18 protein-coding genes and 2 pseudogenes are annotated in these 23,943 nt (G+C 64.1%); 8 read left to right on the forward strand and 12 right to left on the reverse strand.

Annotation, left to right across the window (positions count from 1 at the left end; genetic code table 11):
- Positions 1-2: 2 nt before the first annotated feature.
- Positions 3-602: an NYN domain-containing protein gene (locus QQS53_RS11690; protein WP_472775982.1), complete on the reverse strand. Its 600-nt coding sequence runs from the start codon at positions 600-602 to the stop codon at positions 3-5.
- Positions 602-1,369 (reverse strand): tRNA (guanosine(46)-N7)-methyltransferase TrmB, encoded by a 768-nt coding sequence (gene trmB / locus QQS53_RS11695; RefSeq protein ID WP_472775983.1) that lies wholly within the window; start codon positions 1,367-1,369, stop codon positions 602-604. The genes QQS53_RS11690 and trmB overlap by 1 nt, the downstream gene beginning before the upstream one ends.
- A gap of 438 nt (positions 1,370-1,807) precedes the next feature.
- On the opposite strand from trmB, the gene QQS53_RS11700 reads away from it, so the two are divergent.
- A complete protein-coding gene (locus tag QQS53_RS11700) occupies positions 1,808-3,637 on the forward strand; it encodes a phosphoenolpyruvate carboxykinase (GTP) (RefSeq protein WP_472775984.1) in 1,830 nt (609 codons plus the stop codon).
- 5 nt (positions 3,638-3,642) lie between these two features.
- Here the strand turns inward: QQS53_RS11700 and QQS53_RS11705 are convergent, their stop codons facing one another.
- Entirely contained in the window at positions 3,643-4,407 is a 765-nt protein-coding gene (locus QQS53_RS11705) for a class I SAM-dependent methyltransferase (RefSeq protein ID WP_472775985.1), read from the reverse strand.
- Between the two features lie 23 nt (positions 4,408-4,430).
- Between QQS53_RS11705 and QQS53_RS11710 the strand changes: the two genes are divergently transcribed.
- Positions 4,431-5,534: a glycosyltransferase family 4 protein gene (locus QQS53_RS11710; RefSeq protein ID WP_472775986.1), complete on the forward strand. Its 1,104-nt coding sequence runs from the start codon at positions 4,431-4,433 to the stop codon at positions 5,532-5,534.
- Here QQS53_RS11710 and QQS53_RS11715 read toward each other — a convergent pair.
- Positions 5,488-7,077, reverse strand: a complete 1,590-nt coding sequence (locus QQS53_RS11715; protein ID WP_472775987.1) for an MmpA family trehalose lipid delivery protein — start codon at positions 7,075-7,077, stop codon at positions 5,488-5,490. The genes QQS53_RS11710 and QQS53_RS11715 overlap by 47 nt on opposite strands.
- Before the next feature lie 18 nt (positions 7,078-7,095).
- Complete coding sequence (locus tag QQS53_RS11720) at positions 7,096-8,268, reverse strand: porin PorA family protein (RefSeq protein WP_472775988.1); 1,173 nt, start codon at positions 8,266-8,268, stop codon at positions 7,096-7,098.
- Between the two features lie 103 nt (positions 8,269-8,371).
- Between QQS53_RS11720 and QQS53_RS11725 the strand changes: the two genes are divergently transcribed.
- The gene (locus QQS53_RS11725; protein ID WP_472775989.1) at positions 8,372-9,577 is read left to right on the forward strand and encodes an acyltransferase family protein; all 1,206 of its coding nucleotides are present in this window, start codon (positions 8,372-8,374) and stop codon (positions 9,575-9,577) included.
- A gap of 1,256 nt (positions 9,578-10,833) precedes the next feature.
- Here QQS53_RS11725 and QQS53_RS11730 read toward each other — a convergent pair.
- The 3 genes and pseudogenes from QQS53_RS11730 to QQS53_RS11740 form a co-directional block, all read right to left on the reverse strand.
- Positions 10,834-12,639, reverse strand: a pseudogene (locus tag QQS53_RS11730) (alpha-(1->3)-arabinofuranosyltransferase domain-containing protein); the annotation flags it as partial.
- Positions 12,640-12,641: 2 nt separating this feature from the next.
- Entirely contained in the window at positions 12,642-12,839 is a 198-nt protein-coding gene (locus QQS53_RS11735; protein ID WP_070768425.1) for a DUF2613 domain-containing protein, read from the reverse strand.
- A gap of 18 nt (positions 12,840-12,857) precedes the next feature.
- Complete coding sequence (locus QQS53_RS11740; RefSeq protein WP_368521303.1) at positions 12,858-13,364, reverse strand: universal stress protein; 507 nt, start codon at positions 13,362-13,364, stop codon at positions 12,858-12,860.
- Between the two features lie 485 nt (positions 13,365-13,849).
- Here QQS53_RS11740 and QQS53_RS11745 point away from each other — a divergent pair, with 485 nt between their 5' ends.
- Both QQS53_RS11745 and QQS53_RS11750 read left to right on the forward strand, forming a co-directional pair.
- Entirely contained in the window at positions 13,850-15,052 is a 1,203-nt protein-coding gene (locus tag QQS53_RS11745) for a glycoside hydrolase family 3 N-terminal domain-containing protein (protein WP_472775998.1), read from the forward strand.
- Positions 15,053-15,174: 122 nt separating this feature from the next.
- Positions 15,175-16,866 (forward strand): VanW family protein, encoded by a 1,692-nt coding sequence (locus QQS53_RS11750; RefSeq protein WP_472775990.1) that lies wholly within the window; start codon positions 15,175-15,177, stop codon positions 16,864-16,866.
- A gap of 142 nt (positions 16,867-17,008) precedes the next feature.
- Here QQS53_RS11750 and QQS53_RS11755 read toward each other — a convergent pair whose 3' ends face one another.
- On the reverse strand, positions 17,009-17,353 hold the full coding sequence (locus QQS53_RS11755; protein ID WP_472775991.1) for a pentapeptide repeat-containing protein: 345 nt from the start codon (positions 17,351-17,353) through the stop codon (positions 17,009-17,011).
- 651 nt (positions 17,354-18,004) lie between these two features.
- On the opposite strand from QQS53_RS11755, the pseudogene QQS53_RS11760 reads away from it, so the two are divergent.
- Positions 18,005-19,233 (forward strand): annotated as a pseudogene (locus tag QQS53_RS11760) (IS256 family transposase).
- A gap of 72 nt (positions 19,234-19,305) precedes the next feature.
- Here QQS53_RS11760 and QQS53_RS11765 read toward each other — a convergent pair.
- The gene (locus tag QQS53_RS11765; protein ID WP_269953978.1) at positions 19,306-19,791 is read right to left on the reverse strand and encodes a hypothetical protein; all 486 of its coding nucleotides are present in this window, start codon (positions 19,789-19,791) and stop codon (positions 19,306-19,308) included.
- Positions 19,792-19,808: 17 nt separating this feature from the next.
- The gene (locus QQS53_RS11770; RefSeq protein ID WP_472775992.1) at positions 19,809-21,284 is read right to left on the reverse strand and encodes an LGFP repeat-containing protein; all 1,476 of its coding nucleotides are present in this window, start codon (positions 21,282-21,284) and stop codon (positions 19,809-19,811) included.
- 398 nt (positions 21,285-21,682) lie between these two features.
- On the opposite strand from QQS53_RS11770, the gene QQS53_RS11775 reads away from it, so the two are divergent.
- Positions 21,683-22,519 carry a trypsin-like serine protease gene (locus tag QQS53_RS11775; protein ID WP_472775993.1) on the forward strand — a complete coding sequence of 279 codons (837 nt, stop codon included), beginning with the start codon at positions 21,683-21,685 and terminating at the stop codon, positions 22,517-22,519.
- 476 nt (positions 22,520-22,995) lie between these two features.
- Here QQS53_RS11775 and QQS53_RS11780 read toward each other — a convergent pair whose 3' ends face one another.
- Positions 22,996-23,193 carry a hypothetical protein gene (locus tag QQS53_RS11780; RefSeq protein WP_472775994.1) on the reverse strand — a complete coding sequence of 66 codons (198 nt, stop codon included), beginning with the start codon at positions 23,191-23,193 and terminating at the stop codon, positions 22,996-22,998.
- A gap of 347 nt (positions 23,194-23,540) precedes the next feature.
- Here QQS53_RS11780 and QQS53_RS11785 point away from each other — a divergent pair, with 347 nt between their 5' ends.
- Positions 23,541-23,858 carry a transposase gene (locus tag QQS53_RS11785; RefSeq protein WP_472775995.1) on the forward strand — a complete coding sequence of 106 codons (318 nt, stop codon included), beginning with the start codon at positions 23,541-23,543 and terminating at the stop codon, positions 23,856-23,858.
- The last annotated feature ends 85 nt before the right edge of the window (positions 23,859-23,943 follow it).

Below are 23,943 nucleotides of genomic sequence, written 5' to 3' on the forward strand. Positions count from 1 at the left end.
TCCTAGCGTTCGTCGAGCAAGGCAGAAAGCGGGCGGAAAGGCTGCAGCCAGGCGCCGCCGTCGGGCAGGTTGTCCAGGTTGACTCGGGGCAGCGGCTCGCGGAAGACGCCGTCGATGTCCTCCAAGTCCACGAAGTCGATGACCGGGTGGGTCACGGCCCAGGAGGCGTGCTCCTGGAAGCCGACCACCGTGACTGGCACGCCCTCGTCGGCCAGCTCTTCCAGGGTCTCCTGGAAATTCTGGCCGTCGGCGGAGGCGACCACCAGCCCGGCGAGCTCGTCGCGGTTTTCCGCGATGTAATCGAGCATGTCCGGGTCCACGTCCGTGTCGTCGTGGACCTTGGGCTTGGCGAAGACGGCGAAACCGACGTTGCGGATGGCCTCGACCCAGGGGCGGATGACGTCCGCCCCGCCCGGGGTGACGTTGGTAAAGACCGCGGCGTGCGGCTGGGCATCTAGGTCCCAGGCCTCGCGCACGGTCCAGCGGCCGATGGCGTCGAAGCGCGGGCGGAAGGCGGCGGTAGGGCGCCCGCCCAGGATGGCGCCCAGCCCCATGTCCATGTTGGGCGCGTCCCAGACGAGCAGCAGCTTACGGGTAGTCATTACTGCGGCCTCTTTTCCCAGAGGTATTCCTTAATAACGTGGTCTTGGTCCAGGCCCTTGCCTTCGAACTTGGTGATGACCTGGCGGTCGGTCAGCTGCGGGCACTCGGGCCACGGCCAGCCGCGGTAGCGCAGGGCGGGCTCGACCTCGACGAGATCATCGATCCACTCGGCGTAGCCGGCGTGGTCGGTGGCCACGTGCAGCACCCCGCCCGGCTTGAGGCGGGAGGCGAACAGGTTCAGCGGCCCGGACTGGATGATCCGGCGCTTGTGGTGCCGGGCCTTCGGCCACGGATCCGGGAAGAAGACGCGGATGCCGTCCAGTGACTCCGGCGCGAACATGCGGGCGAGCACCTCGATGCCGTCGCCGCGCACCATGCGGATGTTGTCGATGTCCTGGCGCACCACCTGGCCCAGCAATTTGGCCAGGCCCGGCTTGTAGAGCTCCACGGCGACGATGTTGGTGTCCTGCTCCAGCGGGGCCATCGCCGCGGTGGAGGTGCCGGTACCCGAGCCGATCTCCACCACGGTCTTGGCGCCGCTGCGCCCGAACCATTCCTCTATATCGATCCGCTCGTCTTCCAGCACCCGGCCCAGGCGGGGCCAGTGCTCGGCGAAAAGCGCCTGCTGGTTGTCGGTCAGGCTGCCACGACGGAAGGTCACGTTACCCAGGCGCGGGTAGTCCAGCCCGTCGTTAAACTCGGTCTGCAGCGGGCGGCCCGGCGGCATCTCGCCCACGGCGGCGGGGGTGTTACTAGAGTTATCCATCGTGGTCTATTGTTCACTTAGCCAGCGCAGTTGGCAATTTGCCGCGCCGCCGGCGGCGGCAAAGCCGCCCGCAGAGCCGGCAGTGGGGAAAGGACATAAGGAATAGGCCGCAAGCTGCGGCCGAATTCGCGCGCGGAGGGTGCCGGTTATGACCGGCCGGGCGAAGGCGGGCTGCTTGGGGGTGGCGCCATGAGTAGGTCGGCGGCTCGGCCCGCCGGGTCGATCCCCCGGACGGGGGTATAAAAACTATGAGATTGCCGGTGACGGTATGGCGTACCCTCGGTTAAGTTGTGGTAAACAGTGTGGATATATCCAGTGCCCGGCGAATTGTCGGTACTTGCGTCGGCAGGCGCGTTACGCTGGAGGTGGAATGCCCTCTAAGACATAAGTCATGGCTTAAGTCTGACAACGTGAAGAAATAACCCCAGGAGACTTTAGATGACCGCCGAAATTAAAGGCCTTGTTGGACAACTTCCGACTGACAACCCGGAGCTTATCGCGTGGATCAATGAGAACGTGGAGCTTTTTCAGCCGGACCAAGTGGTCTTTGTAGACGGCTCTCAGGAAGAAGCCGACCGGCTCGCCGCCGAGCTGGTGGAGAAGGGGACCCTGCTCAAGCTCAACGAGGAAAAGCGCCCGAACTCCTACCTGGCCCGCTCCAACCCCTCGGACGTCGCCCGCGTTGAGTCCCGCACCTTCATCTGCTCGGAGAACGAGGAAGACGCCGGCCCGACCAACAACTGGGCCCCGCCGGCCGCGATGAAGGAAGAGATGACCGACGCCTTCCGCGGCGCCATGCGCGGCCGCACGATGTACGTCGTGCCTTTTTGCATGGGCCCCATCAACGACCCGGACCCGAAGCTGGGCGTGCAGCTGACCGACTCGGCCTACGTGGTCCTGTCCATGCGCATCATGACCCGCATGGGCGCGGAAGCGCTGGAGAAGATCGGCACCGATGGTGCCTTCGTGCAGGCCCTGCACTCCGTCGGCGCCCCGCTGGCTGAGGGCGAGGAGGACGTCGCCTGGCCGTGCAACGAGACCAAGTACATCACCCACTTCCCGGAGACCAAGGAGATCTGGTCCTTTGGCTCCGGCTACGGCGGCAACGCCATCCTGGCGAAGAAGTGCTACGCGCTGCGTATCGCCTCCGTCATGGCCCGCGAAGAGGGCTGGATGGCCGAGCACATGCTCATCCTGAAGCTGACCAACCCGGAAGGCAAGAACTACCACATCGCGGCCGCCTTCCCGTCGGCCTGCGGTAAGACCAACCTGGCGATGATCACGCCCACCATCCCGGGCTGGAGCGCCGAGGTCGTCGGCGACGACATCGCCTGGCTGCACCTGCGCGAGGACGGCCTGTACGCCGTGAACCCGGAGAACGGCTTCTTCGGCGTGGCCCCGGGCACCAACTACGCCTCCAACCCGATCGCCATGAAGACCATGGAGCCGGGCAACACCCTGTTCACCAACGTCGCGCTCACCGATGACGGCGACGTCTGGTGGGAGGGCATGGACGGCGACGCCCCGGCCCACCTCATCGACTGGACCGGCGAGGATTGGACCCCGGACTCGGCCACCAAGGCTGCCCACCCGAACTCCCGCTACTGCGTGCCGATCTCCCAGTGCCCGACCGCCGCGCCGGAGTACGACGACTGGCAGGGCGTGAAGATCGACGCCATCCTCTTCGGCGGCCGCCGCGCCGACACCGTCCCGCTGGTCACCCAGGCCTTCGACTGGAACCACGGCACCATGATCGGCTCCCTGCTGGCCTCCGGCCAGACCGCCGCGGCCGAGGGCAAGGTCGGCGCCCTGCGCCACGACCCGATGGCCATGCTGCCGTTCATCGGCTACAACGCCGGCGACTACCTGCAGCACTGGGTCAACATGGGCGAAAAGGGCGGCGACCGCATGCCGGCCATCTTCCTGGTCAACTGGTTCCGCAAGGGCGACGAGGGCAAGATGCTGTGGCCGGGCTTCGGCGAGAACTCCCGCGTGCTCAAGTGGATCATCGACCGCATCGAGGGCAACGTCGGCGCCGAGGAGACCATCATCGGCTCCACCGCGCGCGCCGAGGACCTGGACCTGCACGGCCTGGACGTGGAGATCGACAAGGTCAAGCAGGCCCTGGCCGTCCACGCCGAGGACTGGTCCGGCGACATCCAGGACAACTCCGACTACCTGAACTTCCTGGGCTCCCGCGTCCCGCAGGAGGTCTGGGACCAGTTCGACGCCCTGAAGTCGCGCGTGGAGGCTCACCACAACGCCTAAAGGGTCTAGGCGCTGGCGCGCAGCACCAGCACCAGGTTGCTGACCAGAAACTCCCGCACCCCGGGAACGCGGGTCAGCCACCACGCCCACCGCGGGTGATAGCGCGGGAACGCCACTAACAGCTCGGCGTCCCCGCGCTTTTGCGCGCTCTCGGCCCACCGCAGCCCGCGCGCGCAGCTGACCGCGAAGAGCGAGGTGCCGTAGACGTTTTTCGGCGGGTGGCCGTGCCGGCGGGTGTAGTAGTCCCTAGCGAACGCCCCGCCCACGTAGTGCTGCCACAGGCCGGTCTCGTGCCCGCCGAAAGGGCCCAGCCACACGGTGTAGCTGAGCACCACCAGGCCGCCGGGGCGGGTCACGCGCAGCATCTCCTCGGCCAACGCTTCCGGGTCCGGCACGTGCTCGGCCACGTTGGAGGAATACACCACGTCGAAGGTGCCGTCGGCAAAGGGCATCCGGGTGCCGTCGCCGCGCACGCTGTTGGCCAGTTTCAGTCCCGCCGCGGACATCTCCCCGGCGTCGGGCTCCAGCCCGATGTAGCGGGCGCCGCGGCGGTCGAAGGCGGCGGCGAAATAGCCCGGGCCGCCGCCGACGTCGAGGACGGAGCATCCGCGGAGGGCAAGTCCGGAATCGTGAGCCAGCCGCCCGATGAGCTCGGCGGTGTCCTCGGCCAGGGGACCGTAGAAGGCGGCGGGGTTGGTCTGCTCCTGCGGGAAGGCCCGCAGGAGTTGCCAGGATCTGCTCAGCGTGGCCAGGGCTCGGGTGTAGCGCATAGCCACTAGGCTAGTAGCTCGACATGAAAATACTTCTACTCTGTTGGCGCGATTCCACCCACCCCCAGGGCGGCGGCTCCGAGCGCTACCTGGAGCGGGTCGGCGAATACCTCGCCGCCCACGGCCACCAGGTCATCTACTGGACCTCCCGGCACATGAACGGCGCGCGGCACGACAAGCGCGACGGCGTGAACTACTGGCGCGTGGGCGGCAAATACAGCGTCTACCCCTATGCCCTGGCCGCCATCCTGGCCGGCCGGGTGGGGCTGGGCCCGCTGCGCGGCATCGACGTGGTGGTCGATACCCAAAACGGCATCCCGTTTTTCGCCCGCCCCGTCGCCGGGGTGCCGACGGTCCTTTTGACCCACCACCTCCACAAGGAGCAGTGGCCCGTGGCCGGCCCGGTGCTGGCCCGCCTGGGCTGGTGGTTGGAGTCCCGCGTGGCGCCGGCGGTCTACCGCGGCGCGCCGTACGTGACCGTCTCGCCGGCCTCCCGCCAGGACTTGGAGACCCTGGGCGTGCAGGGGGCCGAGATCATCGAAAACGGCGTGGACCCCATCCCGCCGCACGTGCCGCGCCTGGAGCGCGAGGCCGCCATCCACCTGGTGACCCTGTCGCGGCTGGTGCCGCACAAGCAGATCGAGCACGCCATGGACACCGTCGCGCAGATCCCGGAGGCGGTCTTGGACATCGTCGGCTCCGGCTGGTGGGAGCACAGCCTGCGCGAGTACGCCGAAAAGCTGGGCCTGGGCGAGCGAGTGCGTTTCCGCGGCCAGGTCACCGAGGACTACAAGCACGCCCTGCTGGCCCAGGCGGACCTGCACCTTATGCCCTCCCGCAAGGAAGGATGGGGGCTGGCCGTCATGGAGGCGGCCCAACATAGGGTCCCCACAGTGGGGTATTCCTTCGGCCTGCGCGACAGCGTCCGCGACCAGGTCACCGGCCGGCTGGTGGACACCCCGGCGCAGCTCCTCCAGGCCACCCGGGACCTTATCGCCGACCCGGCCGAGCGCGAGCGCCTCGGCGCCGGCGCGGAAGAATTCGCCGCCCAGTTTTCCTGGGAGACCACCGGCCGCCGGTTTATGGATTTGCTCGAGCGCGTGACCGGTACAACCAGCGCACGATAAGCCCGGCCGCCAGCGGGGTCAACAGCCAGGCCACAACCAGGCCCCAGGGCCGCGGCTGCGGGCCGGCGTCGGTCTCGGCGATAATCTGGCCACCCTCCACGACCGCGCCCACGCCGAGGCGCTCCAGGCGCCGCAAGTCGCGGTCTTGCCACGCGCGCTGGGCGGCCACCCAGCGCGGCGCCGGGTAGTCCACGACTGCGCCGTCGACGCGCAACGCGCCGGACTGGACCTTCGCCGCGACCTTGGCATACGGGTCCACGGCCACGCCGCCGGGGATCTCCACCAGCTCCGGCCGGTCGACGAAGAGGGCGTCCCGGCCGCCCAGCTGGTGGACCAGGGCGCTGTCCGTACCCGCCGGCCGCGGCTGCAGCGGCGCCACCGCCCGGGCGGCGTCGGGGACCAAGAGGGCCACGGCCACGAGCCCGGCCGTGGCAACCGGCCCGCGCACCGCGCCCAGGCCCACCGCGTAGGCCGGCACGGCCAAGGCCAGGAATTTCTGGCTATCGCGCAGCAACCCGCCGCCCGGCACCGTGTCCACGACCCAGACCAGCGCGCCGGGGAATACCGCACCGAGCAGGACCCCGCCCAACCCGAGCGCGGCCAGGACAAGCAGCGCCCCACCGCCCGCCGGCCAGCGCAGCGAGCCCGCGCCCCGACCCGCGCGGGAAAGCCGGGCCCAGCCGAGCGCCACCACGGCGATGAGCAGCACGCCGAAAAGGGCGAAGCCGGCCTGCCGGGAGGAGGGCACGGCCTCTGCGTTCCAGACCCCGCCCAGCCCGAGCACGGTCACCAGCAGCCCGGCGTGGGCCTCAGCGCGGGGCGCGAAGGCCGCCACGGCCGCGGCCGCATCCATCCCCGGCGCGGTCCCGCGCACGACGCCCAACAGCCCGGGCAGGGCCCACGGCAGGCACAGCGCCAGGCCGTAGAGGGCCGTGGCCAGCCGCCGGCGCGCGGTGGCGATGCCCATGAGCGCTCCGGTCAGCGCGCCGGTCGGCGTCAGCGAGGAGACGAACATGGCCGCCCACTGCCCGGGCCGCCGGCCGGCCAGGCCCGCCGCGGCGATGACGGGGCCCAGCCAGGCGGCCACCGCGATGGACCACTGGCCCTGCAGGAGCCGCTCGACCACCAAGGGGTTGAGAACGCACACCGCGATGGCCGCGGCCGGGCCCAGCAGGCGCCGGTCAACCACAGGTTCCGAAGATTGCCGCGGCGCCGGAGCGCACAACCTGGTCAGGCGCCAGCCGCCCCAGGCCGCGGCGACGGCCGCGCCGATGACCAGCGCGCGCACGAGCCAATGCGCCGGCACGAGCTGGGCGGCTAGGGCGAGCAGCCCGTCCTGGGGGAGCGCCCGGGCGGGCAGATCCCCGCCGCCGAAATTGGCGGGGCTTAACGCCATGTCCGCGGGTACGACCATGTCCCGCCAGACAAGCTCGCCCGGCAGGAGGAAAGGCCAGGTAACGCTGGCGATGCACGCGGCGGCGACCGCGACCAGGCAGGCCGCGCGCACCGCGGCTGGGCGGCTGGCGGGAGAAAGGCGCGGCATGGGCGGACCTGCGGGCGGTTAGCTCGCCTCGCCGGCGCGGCGGCGCATGTACATCCGCGCGGCAATGATGAGCAGGACCACGCCCAGGGCCTTGCCACCCCAGCCGAGGATCGACATGGCCTTGGTCATGTTGACCGTGCTGGCGACCTTGTCCAGGGCGCGCTGCTGGCTCTCCGGGCTCCACTCGAGACGCGCGTTGACCACGGCCCGCTCGCGCGCCGGGTCGGTCGCATCGAGCTGGGCCGCCTCCTGCGGGGAGGTCGCAAAGCTGATGTCCACGTGGGTCACGGCGTTAACGATGGTGCCCGTGGTGGACTCGACCCAGACCGTGCGGCTGACCGAGTAATACGGCTCCAGCACGACCGTGTCCTCCGGCTGGTAGTCGAAGCGCTCCATGTCGGCCTGCGAATAGAAGTTCTTGGCTGGGCCGACGACCTCGGTGGCCTCCTCCGCGCCCGCGCTCGTGCCGGCGAAGGCGGAAAACAGCAGCTTTTCTACCTCCGGGTCGAGCTCCCGGCCGTGCAGGTCCTGCTGGAAAGTGTAGGTGGGGATGCCGTCTACCTTCTCGGTGCCGGAGAAGTCCAGCGGTTCCGAGCTGTGCAGCAGCGGGTCGTAGAGCGGGTAGGAACGCTGTTCGGTGTCGGCGGGGAAGAAGTACTGCAGCCCGTCGCGTTCGAAGCCGGGGTCCGTGACTTCGTCGCCGCCCTCGCCCAGCGACATGGTCAGCGCGGTCGAAGGCCCGGAGGCCGGGAAGGTCGACTCCCGGTTCAGCACCGAGGACTCGCTCACGCGCGCGGCCAGGTGGCCATCGATGAGGGCGGTGACTTCGGACTCGGAGCTGGCCAGCGTGGAGTCGTCCGCCTTGCCGGTCTGGGTGTGGCGGTCGACGTCTACCGGCACGTCCCGGATGAAGCAGGCCAGCGGGTACTGCGTCTGGCCGTTGGCCAGCTTTGCCGGGGCGCACTCGGGGCCGGCGGCGCGCTGCGAATTCGGCTTCCCGGCGCGGAAGGCCTGGTAGTCCAGGACCATTGACTCCGGGGAGGTGGCCGTTACCTGGTAGTCGATGTCGCGGGAGAGCTGGCGCGTCTGGTTCTCATACATCGCGGGGACCACCGCGCCGATAATGAGCGCGCAGGCTGCCGCCACCACGGTCCAGAACAGGCGGCCGCGGAGCCGGAGGAAGCGCTTCATTGCAGTATCATGTCCAATCACGGAAAGTTACAGGTTCTGGTTGCACGGGCGCTTGCGGGCAAAACCCCAAAGCGAACATGCCCCGGCGAGGGAAGGAGGCAGCGTGCCGCACGCTCACGCGAAGCACCGCCAGCCTGCTGTGCCCCACACCGACGTGCATAACACCTTACCGCAGCGGCTCGACGCCCTAGACGGTCTGCGGGCGGTCGCGTCGCTGGGCATCATCGTTACCCACGTCAGCTTCCAGACCGGCACCGGCTGGGGTTGGGCCGAGCGCTTCGATTATTTCGTGGCGGTCTTCTTCGCGCTCAGCGCCTTCGTCCTGTGGCGCCGGCGGGAGCGCTACGCCGCCCGCGGCTGGTCGCGCTACTACCGCAGCCGCACCGCCCGCATCGCGCCGGCCTACCTGGTCTGCGTGACCGCGGTTTTGGCCTTCCTGCCGTCGGCCGCCGGGGTGAGCCTCCAGCAGGTGATAGCCAACCTCACCTCGACCCAGATCTTCTGGCCAGAGGGCCTGGCCCCCGGGCTGACCCACCTGTGGTCGCTGTGCGTGGAGATCGCCTTCTACCTAACGATGCCCCTGCTGGCCATTGCCGCCGATCTCCTCCCGGGCGGGCGCCGGGTGCGCTGCCTGGTGATTGCGGCCTGGGCCGCGGTGAGCCTGGGCTGGGCGTGGCTGCCCTTCGTGGCGAACGCGGACCCAGACGGGATTAACACCCAGATCTGGCCGCCGGCCTATACCCTGTGGTTCGCCGTGGGCATGCTGGCCGCCGAGGCCGAAGGCCGCGTGCCGGCCTGGGTCCAGCGGGCCGCCAGGTGGCGCTGGCCGTGGCTGGGCCTGGCCGCCGGGTGCATCTGGCTGGCCAGCCGGGAGTGGTTCGGCCCGCGCGGGCTGGCCCACCCGGACCCGGACGAATTCGCCCGCCGCATCCTGGTCGGCGGGGCCTTCGCCGCCTGCGTGGTGCTGCCCTTCGTCTTCGCACCGCGCTCGAAAGTACTGGAATCCGCGCCCCTGCAGGCGGCCGGGGTCTGGTCTTATGGCATCTTCCTCTGGCACGTGGCGGTCCTCGACCTGGTCTTCCCGCTGCTGGGATTCGATCTGTTTAGCGGCGGGGCCATTAACTTCGTCCTCGTGTGGCTGGCCACGGTGGCCGGCACGGTAGTGGTCAGCGCCGTCGGCTACGAATGGGTGGAACGCCCCGGCGCGCGGGTGGTGCGGGCGCTGTGGCCGGTGCGGGAAGATGCGGCGAACACGCAGGCGATCGCCCCGGCGCACAGGGCGGTGACCAGCACCGAATCGCCGGCATAGCCCGCGCTCGGCCAGGGTGCGCGGGCCAGCATCGCCCCGGCGGCCGCCAGCAGCGCGGCGGATAGGGCCGGGGCCGGCAGCGTCGTCCAGCGCACCGCCGCGAACGCCGCTATCCCGGCCAGCAGGGCCGGCCAGCCCACCAGCGCGAGCCCGCCCGCGGCCAGTACTAGGCACAGCGCCCGGGGCGGGGCTGGGAAGGAGCGCGGCACGTGCTCGCCGCGCCGGCGCCAACAGACCACCGCGCAAGCGATAACCGTCAGCAGCCCCAGCGCCCCGCCGCCGAGAAGGCCGGCCTGGTAGGCGCCGGTCGCCGCGAAGGTCATGCGGAAGGTGCCGCTCGCGCCCGCCGGAATGACAAAAGCCTGGGTGGCCGCGTCCACCTGCCGGGCCTGCAGCGGGGCATCGTCCAGCCAGCCGTTGAGCCCGGCGTTGTACGCGCGCCCGGTAATCAGCAGGCGCTCGTGGTCTGCCGGCGCGATAGCCTCCCCGGTAGGTTCAAAGGGAGTGCGCGGCAGCTCGCCCAGCTGGACCCAGGCCGCCGCGGTCTCCAGCCGGTGCGTGCCGGCCGGCAGCCGCACCGTCTCACCCGTTCGGTAGTCGCGGCCGTCGATGCGCACCGCCGGCGCCTCGGCGTCTTCGTCGGCGTCTTTGTCGGCGTCTTTGTCGGCGTCTTTGTCGGCGTCGGATCCAGCACCTGCGCGGAGGGGAAGCTCCATGTCCCGCGGCGCGGTGAAGTCCCGGACGATAGTACCCGTGTCCACGGTCAGCCGCTGGAAAAAGAAGGCCTCCACGTCGGGTGAGGTATCCGGTACCGTCACGACGCGTTCGATGGGGTGGCCGGCGACCTCGGCGGCGTTGATGCCGACGCGCTCGTGCGGCGTGATGCGCACCGCGGTGCTGTCGCCGCCGGGCACGCGCACCGTGGTTTCCTCGCCGGCGCTAAGCTCCACTTCGACGGAGGCGGAGCCGGACGAGACGGTCGCGCGGGCGTCGTCGGTGGCGGTGAGCCTGAGCACCGGGGAGGCGAAGACCTCGCCCTGCGAGGCCTGGAGCTCCAGCCAGCCGGTCTGTCCCGGGGCCGGCCACCAGGCGGTATCCTCCTGCCCGTCCACCGCGGCGGTGACGGAGCGGGCGGGATCGGCGCCGCCGAAGGAGTCGGCATCGGCGGCCGAGGACTCCGCGACCACGCGGCCGCCGTGTTCTTCGACCGCCACCGCCCGGCCCGCCGAGGGGTAGTCGCGCAGCCGGTTGTGGACCCGGGACCTATCGCCTTCGGCCAACGGCGCGGAGACCGGGCCGTCCAGCGTGCCGTAGTTGCGGTCGACCAGCAACGGCGTATCGGTCACGATGTCGGCATCCGCGTCGACGAGCTCGCGCGCGCCGGGCGCGTCCACCATGTCCAGCAGGGCGAGGACTTCGCCGCCGCCGGCCACGCGCACGGGGGCGGCGTTAGCCACCTGCAGGTTCTGCTGCGGATCGAGCAGCACCACGTCCACCTCGCCAAAGGTGTGGACCGTGCCCGGCAGGTCTTCCGCGCGCACCGAGCTATCCCCGCCCGCCGGCTCATCCAGATCGTGGCGCAGCAGCACCGCGCCGATGCCCAGGCGCTGCAGGGCCTTCGCGCTCGCCGCCGCGTCGTGTTCTAGGGCCGCGGTAATCCCGTCCAAGCCGCGGATGGTCTCCGGCGGGATAAGTGGGATCGCGTCGCGGACGGCCCAGGGGACTTCCAGCAGCGGCTGCGCCGGCTCGTCGCGGGTCCAGCCCCAGTCCTGCCGGGCAAAGGACGCGGGCGGGTAGATGAGCGTGCGGGTGCCGGCGGCGTGTTCGTTGAGGAACTCGGCGGCCTCTTCCCAGTACTGCGGCACCTCCTCGTAGGTCCCGCGCGGCAGCAGGCGCCCGGACAGGGCCGGGAACGCGCTGGCCGCCACCACTACGGCCAGCAGCAGCCCGGCGGTCTGCCGCCGGTCGGGGCGCAAGGTCCGCGGCCAGCCGAGGCGCGCGCCCAGCTGCGCCAGGCCGAGCACCAGCGGCAGGCGCACCAGCGGATCGAATTTGTGCAGGTTGCGCAGCGCGGCCAGCGGCCCGTCGAGCAGCTCCCGGTAAGCCGGCAGGCTGGTGCCCAGCACCGCGATGCCCACTATCAGCACCACCGACCACGTCCGCGGCAGGCGGCACAGGCCCACCAGGCCGGCGGCGGCCACGGCCACGGTCGCCAGGACGAAGACGGGCTCGGCCACCAGCAGCACGCCGGCGGTGCGCTCGGTGTCGACGAAGGGGGACCAGCTGGTCGTCCCGCGCAGAATCTCGGCCAGGTTGAGCCAGCGCGTCGTGACGAACGCCGACTCGATGAATTCCGTAAAGGGCGCCGCAAAGCGCCCGAGCACCAGTAGCGGGACGATCCACCAGGCGCTGACCAGCGCGCAGCCGGCCAGCCAGGCGCCGAAGAAGCGCCAGCGCCGCTGGCAGAGCAAGACCACCGCCGCCGGCACGCAGGCGGCCAAGGTGGCCGTGGCATTGACCGCGCCCATCAGCGCGACCGGGATGACCGCGGCGGCCCATTGCCAGCGCGCCGACCGCGGGGCGAGGCAGGCCACCAGCACCCAAGGCGCCAGCATGACCGGCCAGGTCTCCGAGGAGATCGTGGTCAGCGTAGTCAGCACGCGCGGGGAAAGCGCGTAGGCCAGCGCCGCGACAAAGGACCACCCCGGCCCCGCGTCGGTGGCGCGCCGGGCCAGCAGGAAGGCCCCGGAAAAGCCCACGCCGGTCACCAGCAGCCACCACAGGCGCAGCGCCACCCACTCCGGCAGGGGATCGGTGGCTAGGAAGAAGAGCCCGTGCGGGAAGAGATAACCGTAGGCCTGGTTTTGTAGCTGGCCCAGGGTAAACGCATCCGTCCAGGGGGAAAGCGCCCCGCGCAGGAAACCCGCCGGGTTGACCAGCAGGTCGTGCTTGGTGTCGGCCGCGACCTGGGTGTTGTGCCCGAACTGCAGGACAAAGACGACGATCGCCAAAAGCCCCCACCCGGCGAGGTGGGGGCGAAGTTTAGGGGACAGCCGGGGCACGCCTACTGGCGGGAGCCGTACTCAGGCCCGCCCAGCACGGCGTCATCGGCCGGCACCGCGTGGCCGGAAGGCACCGTATCAGCGTCGCTGAACTGGGCGATCCCCACGATGGTGACCACGCCCAGCACTAGGCCGACCACGGCGCTGCCGACGGCCGGGCCCAGCGTGCGCTTTGTCAAAGAGTCGGATTCAACTGCCATGGGACCAAATCCTAGCAGCTACTCGAAGTATTCCGGGTCATCTTCTTCGTCCTCGTCGTTTTCCGGTGGGACGATGAAGACCGGGATGCCGGCGTTGCGCACGATCTGGTCCGCGGTGGAGTTAGTCCACCAAGAGCGGAAGCCGGTCAGCGCGCGGGTGCCGGTGACGATGACGTCGACGTCCAGCTCCTGCGCGGCATCCACGATGGCGGAGGCGATAGTCGTGGCGGATTCGACCAGGTGGGCGCGTCCCGCCAGGCCGAGCCCCTCGGCCACCTCGACGCCGCGGCGGCAGATGGCCAGCGCCTCCTCGTAGGCCGGGTCTTCCTCCGTGGCCTCCGGGGAGACCGTCGACTGGTGCAGGCCGGTGCGGCTAACCGCACGGGCGGCCTGGCGGGCGGCCGGCTCCCAGGCGGTGAGGATCTCCACCGTGCTGGGGCGCAGCAGCTGAGCGGCTTGCTGCATGGCGCGGGCGGCGCGCTCCGAGCCGTCGAACGCAATTAACATGGTTTGGCCGTTACTCATGCCCGCCATCTTAGTAGGCATTCGGGCGTGATGTGGCTGACTCTCGATCGCTGAGGAACAGCAGCAGAAAGCGTCCCGGCCCGACAACGCGCCCCGGCGATGGCGAAAAGAGACCGAATTTTATTCCTCGAACCCGCGGCGAGAGCTATCCCGGTAAACCACGACCCCGACAGCTGTTGTGCTCCCGATGAGGCAAATTCCAAAGAATGAGCGCGCTGAGGACTGCCACGGGCTCGGAGAGGATCTCCATATTCCGCAGGATGAACACCGCGACCAGCGCAACAAAAAACCACCGTATCGAAAGCTCAGCGGGGCAGATCCAGCAGAGGAACGGGACCCGCCGGGAGATTTCGGATGGGGGATAGTGGCCTAGCGGTGTTCCTTCTTGTTGGTGAGATGGCAGACTATAAGCCATGATTCCGTTTCCCCGGCCCGCGCGGTGGCGTCGTCGCCGGCCCGCTGCCACCCACATCAGTGCCCCGCTTATGCGGGTCGCGCTGGTTGCCGTGGTAGCCGTCGTGGCCGGTGGTGGGGCGCTCAGCGCGTGCTCGTCGGACGAGGCGGAGCAGGCAGCGCCCTCGGCTGGTGTGGCCAGCAGCGAAACTAAAACGAGTTCTTCGGCCCCGCAGACGAGCTCTTCTACGAGCGAGCCGGAACCGGCACCGGCGGTGCAGCTGCCCGCCACCCGGCGCGAGCAGCTCGCCTCGCTGCTGATGCCGGGCGTGGTCACTTACGACGACGCGCTGGCGAAGCTCAAGGCCGGGGCCGGCGGTATCTTCATCACCAGCTGGGCGGACCCGGAGCTGTTGCAGACCCCGGGGCGGGATATCCACGCTCTGCGCGCGGCGGTCGGTCGCGACTTTGATGTCTCCATCGATTTTGAGGGAGGACGGGTCCAACGTTTTTCGGAAATCCTGGGGGATTTCCCGACCCCGCGGGACATGGCCGCCGGCGGCACCGCGGAGGCCGAGCGTCAGGGCTTCGCGGTGGGCCAGACCCTGTCCGCCCACGGCATCACCGTGGACTTCGCCCCGGTCATCGACGTCGATGGCGGCGGCCTCAACGTGGTGGGCGACCGTTCCTTCTCCCCGGATCCGGCCGCCGCGGGTGAGCTCGGCGCCGCTTTTGCCCGGGGCCTGCACGACGCCGGGGTGCGGCCGGTGTTCAAACACTACCCGGGGCACGGCCGCGCCAGCGGGGACACGCACCAGGGAATGGCGATTACCCCGCCGCTGGACCAGCTGGTGGGCTACGACCTGGTGCCCTTCGATGTCGCGCTGCCCCAATCGCCGGGCGCCGGGGTCATGGTGGGCCATCTGGTCGTTCCGGGTTTGGGCGACGGGGTCACCCCGGCCAGTCTCAACAACCACGCCTACGGGCTGCTGCGCGAGCACGCCGGTTTCCGTGGGCTGACCTATACCGATGATCTCACCGGTATGAAGGCGATTACGGATCGGATGTCCCCGGAGGAAGCCGTCACCGCCTCCCTGGCCGCCGGCGCGGACCAGGCGCTTTGGTCGACCGCCGTGGATTTCCAGAGCGTCCTAAACCACCTGGAAGCGGCCGTGGATGGCGGCCAGCTCCCGCCCGAGCGGGTGGCCGAATCCGCCCTGCGCGTGGCCGAATCTCATACGGAACCCGAGCCCGTCCCGGGCGCGGATCCCGGAACGGCTCCACGCGCGGAGTAGCCTCCGGGGTCGCTGCATGTGTCACCCCCGGTGCCCTCTTGTCCGCCCGACGCGGTTGTCTTGATAATACTTTAGGCCTCCTGACTAGGAATTAGGGCCGGTAAACCATTACTGTAGTGCGTGTGAGTAAAGCGAACGGAAAACGCGGAGTGAAGGGTTGGGCCATTGCCCTGGGCATCCTGGTCGGCCTTTTCGTCATCGCGGGCGTTGCCTACGCCATGGATGTCGTGGCGAACCAAGGCAAAACGCCCCGGGCCGTCTCCGTCGGTGGAGTAGATATTTCCAACATGGAACGCCGCGACGCCGTGGCGAAACTGGAGGACGAGCTCGGGGACGTGGAAAACCAGCCCGTGACGGTCACCGCTGGGGAAAAGACCACGGAGTTCATCCCCCACGAGGCCGGCCTGCGGATGGACTTTAAGAAGGCCGTGGACGGCATCGAGAATGCTTCCCTGAACCCGTTCGCCCGCGTCTACAGCTTCTTCGCACCCCAGCGCGAATACGACGTCGACACCGAGGTCGACGAGGCCGCCTTCCAGCCCACCGTCGATCGCCTCAACCAAGACCTGACCATCCAGCCCAAGGACGGTGCGATCAATCTCGCCGGCGGCAAGGTCAACGTCACCGACGCAGTGACCGGCCAGTCCGTCGACCGCGAGGAGCTGGCCACGGAGGTCTCCGAAGGCTGGGTTGACCCCGAGGGCGTCGAGGTCGACGCGGAGGAAACCGAGCCCGCCATCACCCAAGACGAGGTGGAAAAGATGGCCGACGGCGACGCCGCCGATGCCGTGGCCGGCGATCTCGTCACCCGCGGCCGCGACGACGTCGAGTCCCGCATCACCCCGGCCGAGGTCGAGCAGTTCGTCACGATTGAGCCCCATGACGGCAAGCTGGAGCTGAAGATCAACAACGAGCGCGCCCAGGAGATGATAGGCGAAGCCCTCAAGCCTTCAGTCCAGGTCAAGCAGAACGCCTCCATCTCTTTTTCCGGCGGTTCCAAGCAGGTCACCCCGCACCGCGACGGCGTGGTCATCGACTGGGACAAGACCATGGACGGCTTTGACGAGCGCGTGGGGGACAAGAAGGACCGCGAGTGGGACGCCGAGTACCGCGACGAGCCCGCCACGTTCACCACCGAGCAGGCCGAAAACGCCAGCTTCGACGACGTCGTCGGGGAGTTCACCACCGGCGGCTTCTCCGGCGCGTCGGGGCAGAACATCAAGCGCGTGGCCGACCAGGTCAACGGTGCCTTCCTGGCCCCGGGCGAGACCTTCTCACTCAACGGCTACACCGGCCCGCGCGGCACCGCGCAGGGCTATGTCGAGTCCGGCATCATCATCGACGGCCGCGCGGGCGAGGCCGTCGGCGGCGGTATCTCCCAGTTCGCCACCACCTTGTACAACGCCGCCTACTTCGCGGGTATGGAAGATACCGCCCACACCCCGCACTCCTACTACATCTCGCGCTACCCGGCCGGCCGCGAGGCCACCGTGTACGAGGGAGCTATCGACCTGCAGTTCACCAACAACTCCGAGCACCCGGTGATGATTTCGACGAGCTACAGCAACAGCGAAATCACCGTGCAGCTCAAGGGCACCAAGACCGTCGAGGTCGAATCCATCAACAACGGCCGCTGGGCCCAGACCCAGCCGCAGCCCAAGCAGGTCGATGCCGAGGACTGCTCGCCGTCGTCGGGCGCGCCGGGCTTTACCACCTCGGACACGCGCGTCATCCGCAACCTGAGCGGCCAGGAGATCTCCCGGGAAACCACCACCACGGTCTACGACCCGCAGCCTATCGTCACCTGCAGCTAGGCAAGAATCAACCACAGCGCGGTCTAAAGACCGCATGAGTAAAGGCAGGGCACCGAGTGGTGTCCTGCCTTTATGCGTATAGCCGGCGACGATCATGTGCGTCGGCGGAGTTTGAAACAGAGTTTTAGGAGCGCAATCCGGATCAAGAACTGTGAAACTCAATCGCAGATTCCTCAACCCCTATGCAGTCGGAGAATTGTTCCTCATCAGCAGTAATGGGAACTAGATATGCGTCTGTTAAGTCAGCATGGGTTAACGTCGCTCCACGAAAATCTGATTCACTAAGGGTTGCATCCGTAAAATCTGCGTCGGTGAAATCTGCTGATTTCAAATTAGCCCATGCCAACATGGAGCCTCGGAATGAGCATCCCCGGCACACGCTTCCTTCAAGGTTGATATCAGTTAGGTCATAATTAGACATATCTCTTCCAGAAATGTCTTTGCCGGCCAAATCAGCAGACCATGAAATAGGCATTGCTTTATACATGTTATTTAATCTGTGGAGAGTTAATAATCCACTGGGGGCAACGGCCCCTGCTTTTGCAAGGAGTGTAACATCGGCAACCGGTATTCATACTGAAGTGTCCCAGGTTTTGTTCCGTTTGAGTAGGTGGGACAATCTGGAATTTGCCGAGAATATTTGATCAGGATGCGAAGGACCGAGTGGTCCGTCTCGTGGAAGATCGCATCGTGGCGGAAAATATGTCGATGCAAGCCGCATGCTAGGCAGTAGCCCCACAGTTGGCGGTTTCATGGCACACGGCTGGTCAATGGACTCAGCAGGCCCACCGTGCCGGGAACATACCAGAGTCCGTGCCTGAAGATTTGGCCGCTGAAAACGCAAGGTTGCGCCGTGAAAATCGACAGCTACGCGATACTAATGAGCTGCTGAAGGCTGCCTCGGCTTTTTCGCGTCGGAACTCGACCCAAAACGTTACGAAATGATCCGTTCATCGATGAATATCGGAATCGTTTCTCTGTCGAGTTCATGTGTAAGACGTTGAAAAATATCCGGGCTGGTGGGTTTATCACCTCACGTGGTTATCGCCAGTCCAAGGCGCGTGCATTAAGCGCTCGTCGCCTTCGTGCAGGTACCTTTCGAATCAACTCCTACATCTCCTCGAAAGGGCAACCCACGGTGGCCGCTGGCCCCCATTCTATCGACCCCACCACTTACCTCGACGAACTCCTGTCCCAAGCGTCTCCGGACTTAATTCGCGAGATGCTTCGAGGCTTCATCAACCAGAGTCAAGCCGACCAGGTGTGCGGTGCTGATTACGCCACCGTCAGCGATGCGCGCACCAACACTCGCAACGGCTACCGCCACCGTGACCTTGACACCCGGGTTGGCACCATCGATGTCGCCGTGCCGAAACTGCGCACAGGATCGTTTTTCCCAGACTGGTTGCTGGAGCGCCGCGCCCGGGCCGAACAAGCCCTGACTACCGTGATCGCCACCTGCTACCTTAAAGGGGTCTCCACCTACAGAATGAACGACTTGGTAGCCACACTCGGCATAACAAATCTGTCGAAGTCGCAGGTATCCGAGATGGCCAAAGAGCTCGATTCCATGGTGGAGGACTTCCGTTGCCCGCCTGTTGGATTCCGGCCCGTACCTGTAGGGTTCATGTGATGCCTTGACCATGAAGGTCCGTGAAGGTGGACGCGTCATGAAGCCTTCGGTGCTGCTGGCCACCGGCGTCAACGCCGAAGGCTACCGCGAACTGTTGGGCATGCAGGTCGCCACAGCCGAGTCGGTGGCCTCGTGGACCGAATTCTTCCGCGACCTGAAAGCTCGCGGACTCACTCAGGTGTACTTGGTCACCAGCGACGCGCATGTAGGCATCCAGCACGCCATCGGCGCGGTGCCCGAATGCCTCTTGGCAACGCTGCCGAGCGCATTTCGCGAAGAATCTCTCCGGCCTAGTGTCGAAAACCCAGTGGCCGACACTGTCGGCAATGTTTCAGACAATCTTCCGACAACCCGACGCCCGGGCTGTATAGGCCCAGGTGAAGGAGGTGGTGACGTTTTGTGAGCAGAAATTCCCGCATGTCGCGGACTACCTAGAGGAGTCACTCAACAAGTTACTGGCATTCACGAAGACACCGAAGGCGGTGTGGACAAAGGTGTGGCCGAATAACCCGACCGAGCGGTTGAACCGCAAGATCCGTCGGCGCACGGATGTTGAAGGTATCTTCCCGAACCGAGACGCCGTCGTGCGCCTAGTCGGGGCGGTGTTGACTCAACAGCACGATAATTGGATTCAGCAGAAACGCTACATGTCGCTGACAAGCCTAGAGCAGACGAAAACCACGATGACATCCAACGCCATCGACAACGACCGCGCCGTTGAAGAGGTTGCATGAGCCGGCCCCAGGAACGAGCTCGTGCTAGTGGGGTCACTTTTCTTGCATCGTGATTTTACGATTTAATTACGCTCAAACCGTAAACGGACGTCCGTAGTCAATGTACTCATTACTCTTTTCCTGGAACGGAGCCAAAAGGTAGCGGCTTTTCCACGGGCAAGGAACTCTCCACAGATAGTAATCATTACCTACATATCCGTCTTCCCGTAGCACTCCTTCTGTCTCAGGTTGGGGGCGTACAACTCCATTAAACTTTTCGGGGATAAGGGCTCTACGACCTACTGGATCTGTCCACTGGAAATCATGTTCCCATCCTTCGTCAAAATCACATCCATCGAAATAAACTAATACCTCACTCGGGGAACTGAGAGAATGGGGAGGGTTCTCTATCGGAATTTTCTCGTACCAAATGTCATGGTCTACTTTTTTGCCTTTATCAATCCACTCGAGAATCTCTTGCTCATCAAAACTGGCACCTGCAAAAACCTGGATTGCTCCATCAGGATCGGATAGAAAGAAGCGTTTGACGTAGGCAAGGTAAATATTAGATATATGCATTAACCGAGGCCGATCTTTTAAAGGTTGCCAGGAATCTTACATTCAACACGAGCCGGATTACTATAAGCCCTCGCATAATAATTTCCCGTTGAGGTAACAATTGTTCCTTCAGTTACCCCGATAAATGAGGTTTCGACGTCTCCAATGCAATCTTGTTCCACTTTAAGCGAGCTGTACTTATGTGGAAGATTCTTCTTTTTATCGAATTTATAATACGGTTTATTATCTGTGCCGCCCCTTAAATCAGGTGCTTTTTTCCACCATGCATAGTACTTATAGCGCAATGTATTAACGTGGGTCACGCTCAGTACCTTTTCTTTGCACTTCGTATGTGGCTTGAACCCCACGGCTTCAAAATTTGAGCTTTTCCGAGGGTGTGGATTATCCAATGACAGCTCACAAGGGCCATAGCGCTTTCCCGCTGCTTGAAGGCTTATCGTATCTTCCAAGGGGAGCTCTTCCAATCCAGCTTCGACACGGTCAAAAAACTCTGCTGCTAGAGCAGGACTAGGAAATTCCAAATAAGGAGTAACGCCCATTAGAGAACCCCCTGGTAGGCCCTCTCGACTAATAGACTTTAGTGTTCCACCCTCAAAATTCTGAGAAACAACATCCTCTTCTTCTTTCGGATCTCCTGTGGGGAATCCGTAAGAGCTTTTCTCATATCCTGCTGCAGACCAATCAAGAAGCACCGGATCCATAACCGGATGTGCCCCATGTTGTGGAGTCCAGTAGATCATTCCGTGTTCGAAGACGTTGTAGCGTCCGACACCGTCCGGGGTGGTTAGCTCATCGCTGATCGGGTAGCCGAGTTCACTGTTTTGGGCTCCCATGGATTGCCATTTGTCATAAATTCGGCCTTGGATGCTGGCCTGAGTTGCCGGCAATGTATTGTGGGTGTAGACATGTCCGCCTTGGAAGTCTTGTTTAAACCACTGGTTTCTTAAAGCCATATCGCTGGTAGTGGGGTACCCAAGGAAGCCCTTTTCCCAGCCATGGCGTGCCCAGACTTTTGCTACTGGGAGACTAACTGTATGTGCTCCTGTCTTGGGGTGCCAGTAGATATATCCATTGACAAACTCAGAACGCTTTCCTATTCCGTCTGGATTGGTGAGCTCATTAGACTTTGGCAGAAGAAGGAAGCTGGTCGGGCCGCCTACCTTATCGTATTTTTCTTTAATTAAACCGCATACTTCAAAGGAGGAAGGCCAGTACACTTTACACCCTGGCCGAGCATTCAGCGTTGGGGTATCAGGGCTGGCAAGTTGCGCTTCTCGTATTTCTGCCTTGTCGGCTTCGTGCTTGTCGATACCGGCAGGAATTTCTTCTCTGTCGGAGCGCATTTGACCAGGAATAACTTCACTGTTGGGATTAGTAGTCGGATGCCATTCTTTCAGCCCTTGCGGGTTGAGCTCTTCATTTGTGGCTTGGTTGACTTCATACCCTTCTGCCCCTGGGGGGGGTTGGGATGCCCCACTGAGCAAACGGACCATCGACTACTTGCGGCGAAGTCGTATCACGGTGATCAGAGGAGTAAAAATCGTTGTCGACAGACGGCGTTTCAGATGCTTGAATTTTTGATTGTTGTTCATCGCGAATCGATGATCCCAGCAGTGATGATTGCGCGACTGCAGTGCCGGGAGTGGCACTGATTAATAAGCTTGCTGAGACGAAAGCAAGGAGTTTGCGTGAGAGAGCTTTCATGGCGGATCCGTAGATGAGAGTGAAACAAGGAGTTGTTCTACTAGGTCAGCTTATAGCCTGGTGGCAGGCTACGCTGGTTAAGTGAAAAAGTTCTCCTTTCTAATCTCGTGGGGTACCGATGAAAATAGTTAAACTCGGTCTTTCTTCTCTAGCCTGCGCATTTACTGCGCTAGGAGCTTGTTCTGCCGTGGCTGTCGCTGCAGATAATGACTTCGCTTCATTGCAGGCAAGCAGTACTGTGCAGGTGAATGATAATCGTATTGCGGCATTGTGGTCAGTAACTCCTAGCTTGGATGACTCACAGCAACAACGTGTTCGGCGTGATTGCACGGCAAGCTATATAGGGGACAATTTCTGGTTGACCGCGCATCACTGTGTGTCTAATTCACCTTTTATGGATGGTTTTCTCCGCCAATCAGATGGTGAAGTAGCAGGTATCGCTGCCATCTATACCAAGTCTTCTACCGAAGATGTTGCGCTTATTAAAGTCGGTGACGGAATCAATGCCGATTCATTTACCCTGGCCACAGAGCCGCTGAAGATCGGGGATCAAGCCGTACTTACCGGTTATGGTCAACCCCAGGACTATGCTTCTTCAGCGTCAACAGTCATTTCCGAAAAGGTAGAATCCTTGAACTTTGGAAACGTTACGTATACAGATCTGTTCAAAGGGAAATCGTCAACGCCTTCACGAGCCTGTGGTGGAGATTCAGGAGCACCTGTCTACAAAAACAACACTTTCTACGCAGTACACACTGCCGGCGGATTTAACCCAGAATGCATCGATGGGCAAGATAGGCCCATGTGGCATACAAACCTCCCTCCAAGGGCTCACTGGGTACATGAAACCATCCACTCTAACGTGAGACTTTCCCCTCAAGAAAAAGTTAAAGCAGAAAACGGCCTTAAGTATGCTCCTCCTGCAGCTCATCTGCCCGTTGACCCCCATACCCCAGGCACTCATAAAGAAACACGAAAAAGTTCTTCTGATATGTCCTCGCTATTAAGCTCGAGTCATTTTTAAAACATCAATGATCGTATATAAATTCCAAGTTTCGAGCTTATTCCTGATCTTGTCATAGCCCAAGGCTCTCCTCCCCCCTGGTTGAGGGAGACCCAGAAAATAGAAAAGAGTCCCTAGGTACTCACCACGACACCTAGGGACTCTTACCACACCAGAAAAGCGGTGCTTTTATCTATCTACAAGGCCCACCATAATTCGAAGAGATTTCGGTGGGAAAAATTAAACATACCAGCAGCCCCTGATTCTGCAATTAAAGTGTACATATTCTCGCCTCCCGTAGGTAGAATTCTGTGCTGTACAGGCACGGCGCTCCCTCCCTCCCTCAGGAAGGCCGGGGGTTGCAGGGCTTGAGCAGCGTCGAAAATTCGAGCGGCGATTAGCGCCCTTGTTCGATAAAAGCTTCTAGTGCTTCAGCCACAAGGGCCTGCAGGGTGACGCCGCGCGAGCGGGCCGCATCAGTCGCTCGAGCCTTGAGGTCAGCAGGCACGCGTACGTTCATCGATACAAGCGCGGGGGCGTGGCGGCGGCAGCTCCAGGGCGTGGAGGGTGGCCGTTTGTACCTCTTCGACGGTGTAGTGGTCGCCCAGGGCTGCAGCAGCCTCCGGGGCGAAAGCCTCCAGGCGGGCGCGGGCAGCTTGGGCAGCGGGCGAGGGCGGACGTTTACGTGTAGACATGATTTCATGTGTACACATAGGCGAGCTAGATTGCTACTTTTTATTACTACCGCGCTAGCTAGCTAGCTTGCTATCTAGCATTCTTTCTAGCACCTCCTCTTTCTCCAGGACGCGGGATTTTCCTACGGAAGTAAACTCGCGTACTTCGGTAAATCGCCTGCATAAGGCGCGCTTTGTTTCTTCTATTGCCGAGGGGTACCAATCCCATGGGCCGTCATTGGATAGCAGGTAAAGCGAGGTATATGCGGCCTGTCTATCCGCATACCGTGCGGCTAGCTTGCAGGGGTTGAGGTTACCCTCGTTTAGTGGACACCCTATTTGTACGGATCTTGTGTCCGTAGGAGAGGATGTTCATTGTGAGTCAACAGCGCAAGAAATACACGCCGGAGTACCGGCGTGAAGCCGCGAACCTGGTAATCGAGCCAGAGCGCCCGATCGCTCATGTAGCTAAGGAAATTGGTGTTTCCGCCGGGCTTTTAGGCCGGTGGGTAAAAAATGAGCGCGAACGCCGAGGAGCATCAGATGGGATGAGTGAGGCTGATCTTCGTGCTGAGAATGCTCGTCTGCGCCGTGAGCTGGCAGAAGCCAAGATGGATAACGAGTTTTTGTCAAAAGCGACAGCCTTCTTCGCCGCAAAGCAACGCGAGCAGAAAAGTTCAAATTAACGCAGCAAGAGAAGGCGAACTACAGCATCAAGCGCATGGCACGGCTATTAAAAGTGTCTCGGTCTGGATATTACAAATGGGCCCA

This window comes from Corynebacterium sp. 2571A, from assembly GCF_055700935.1.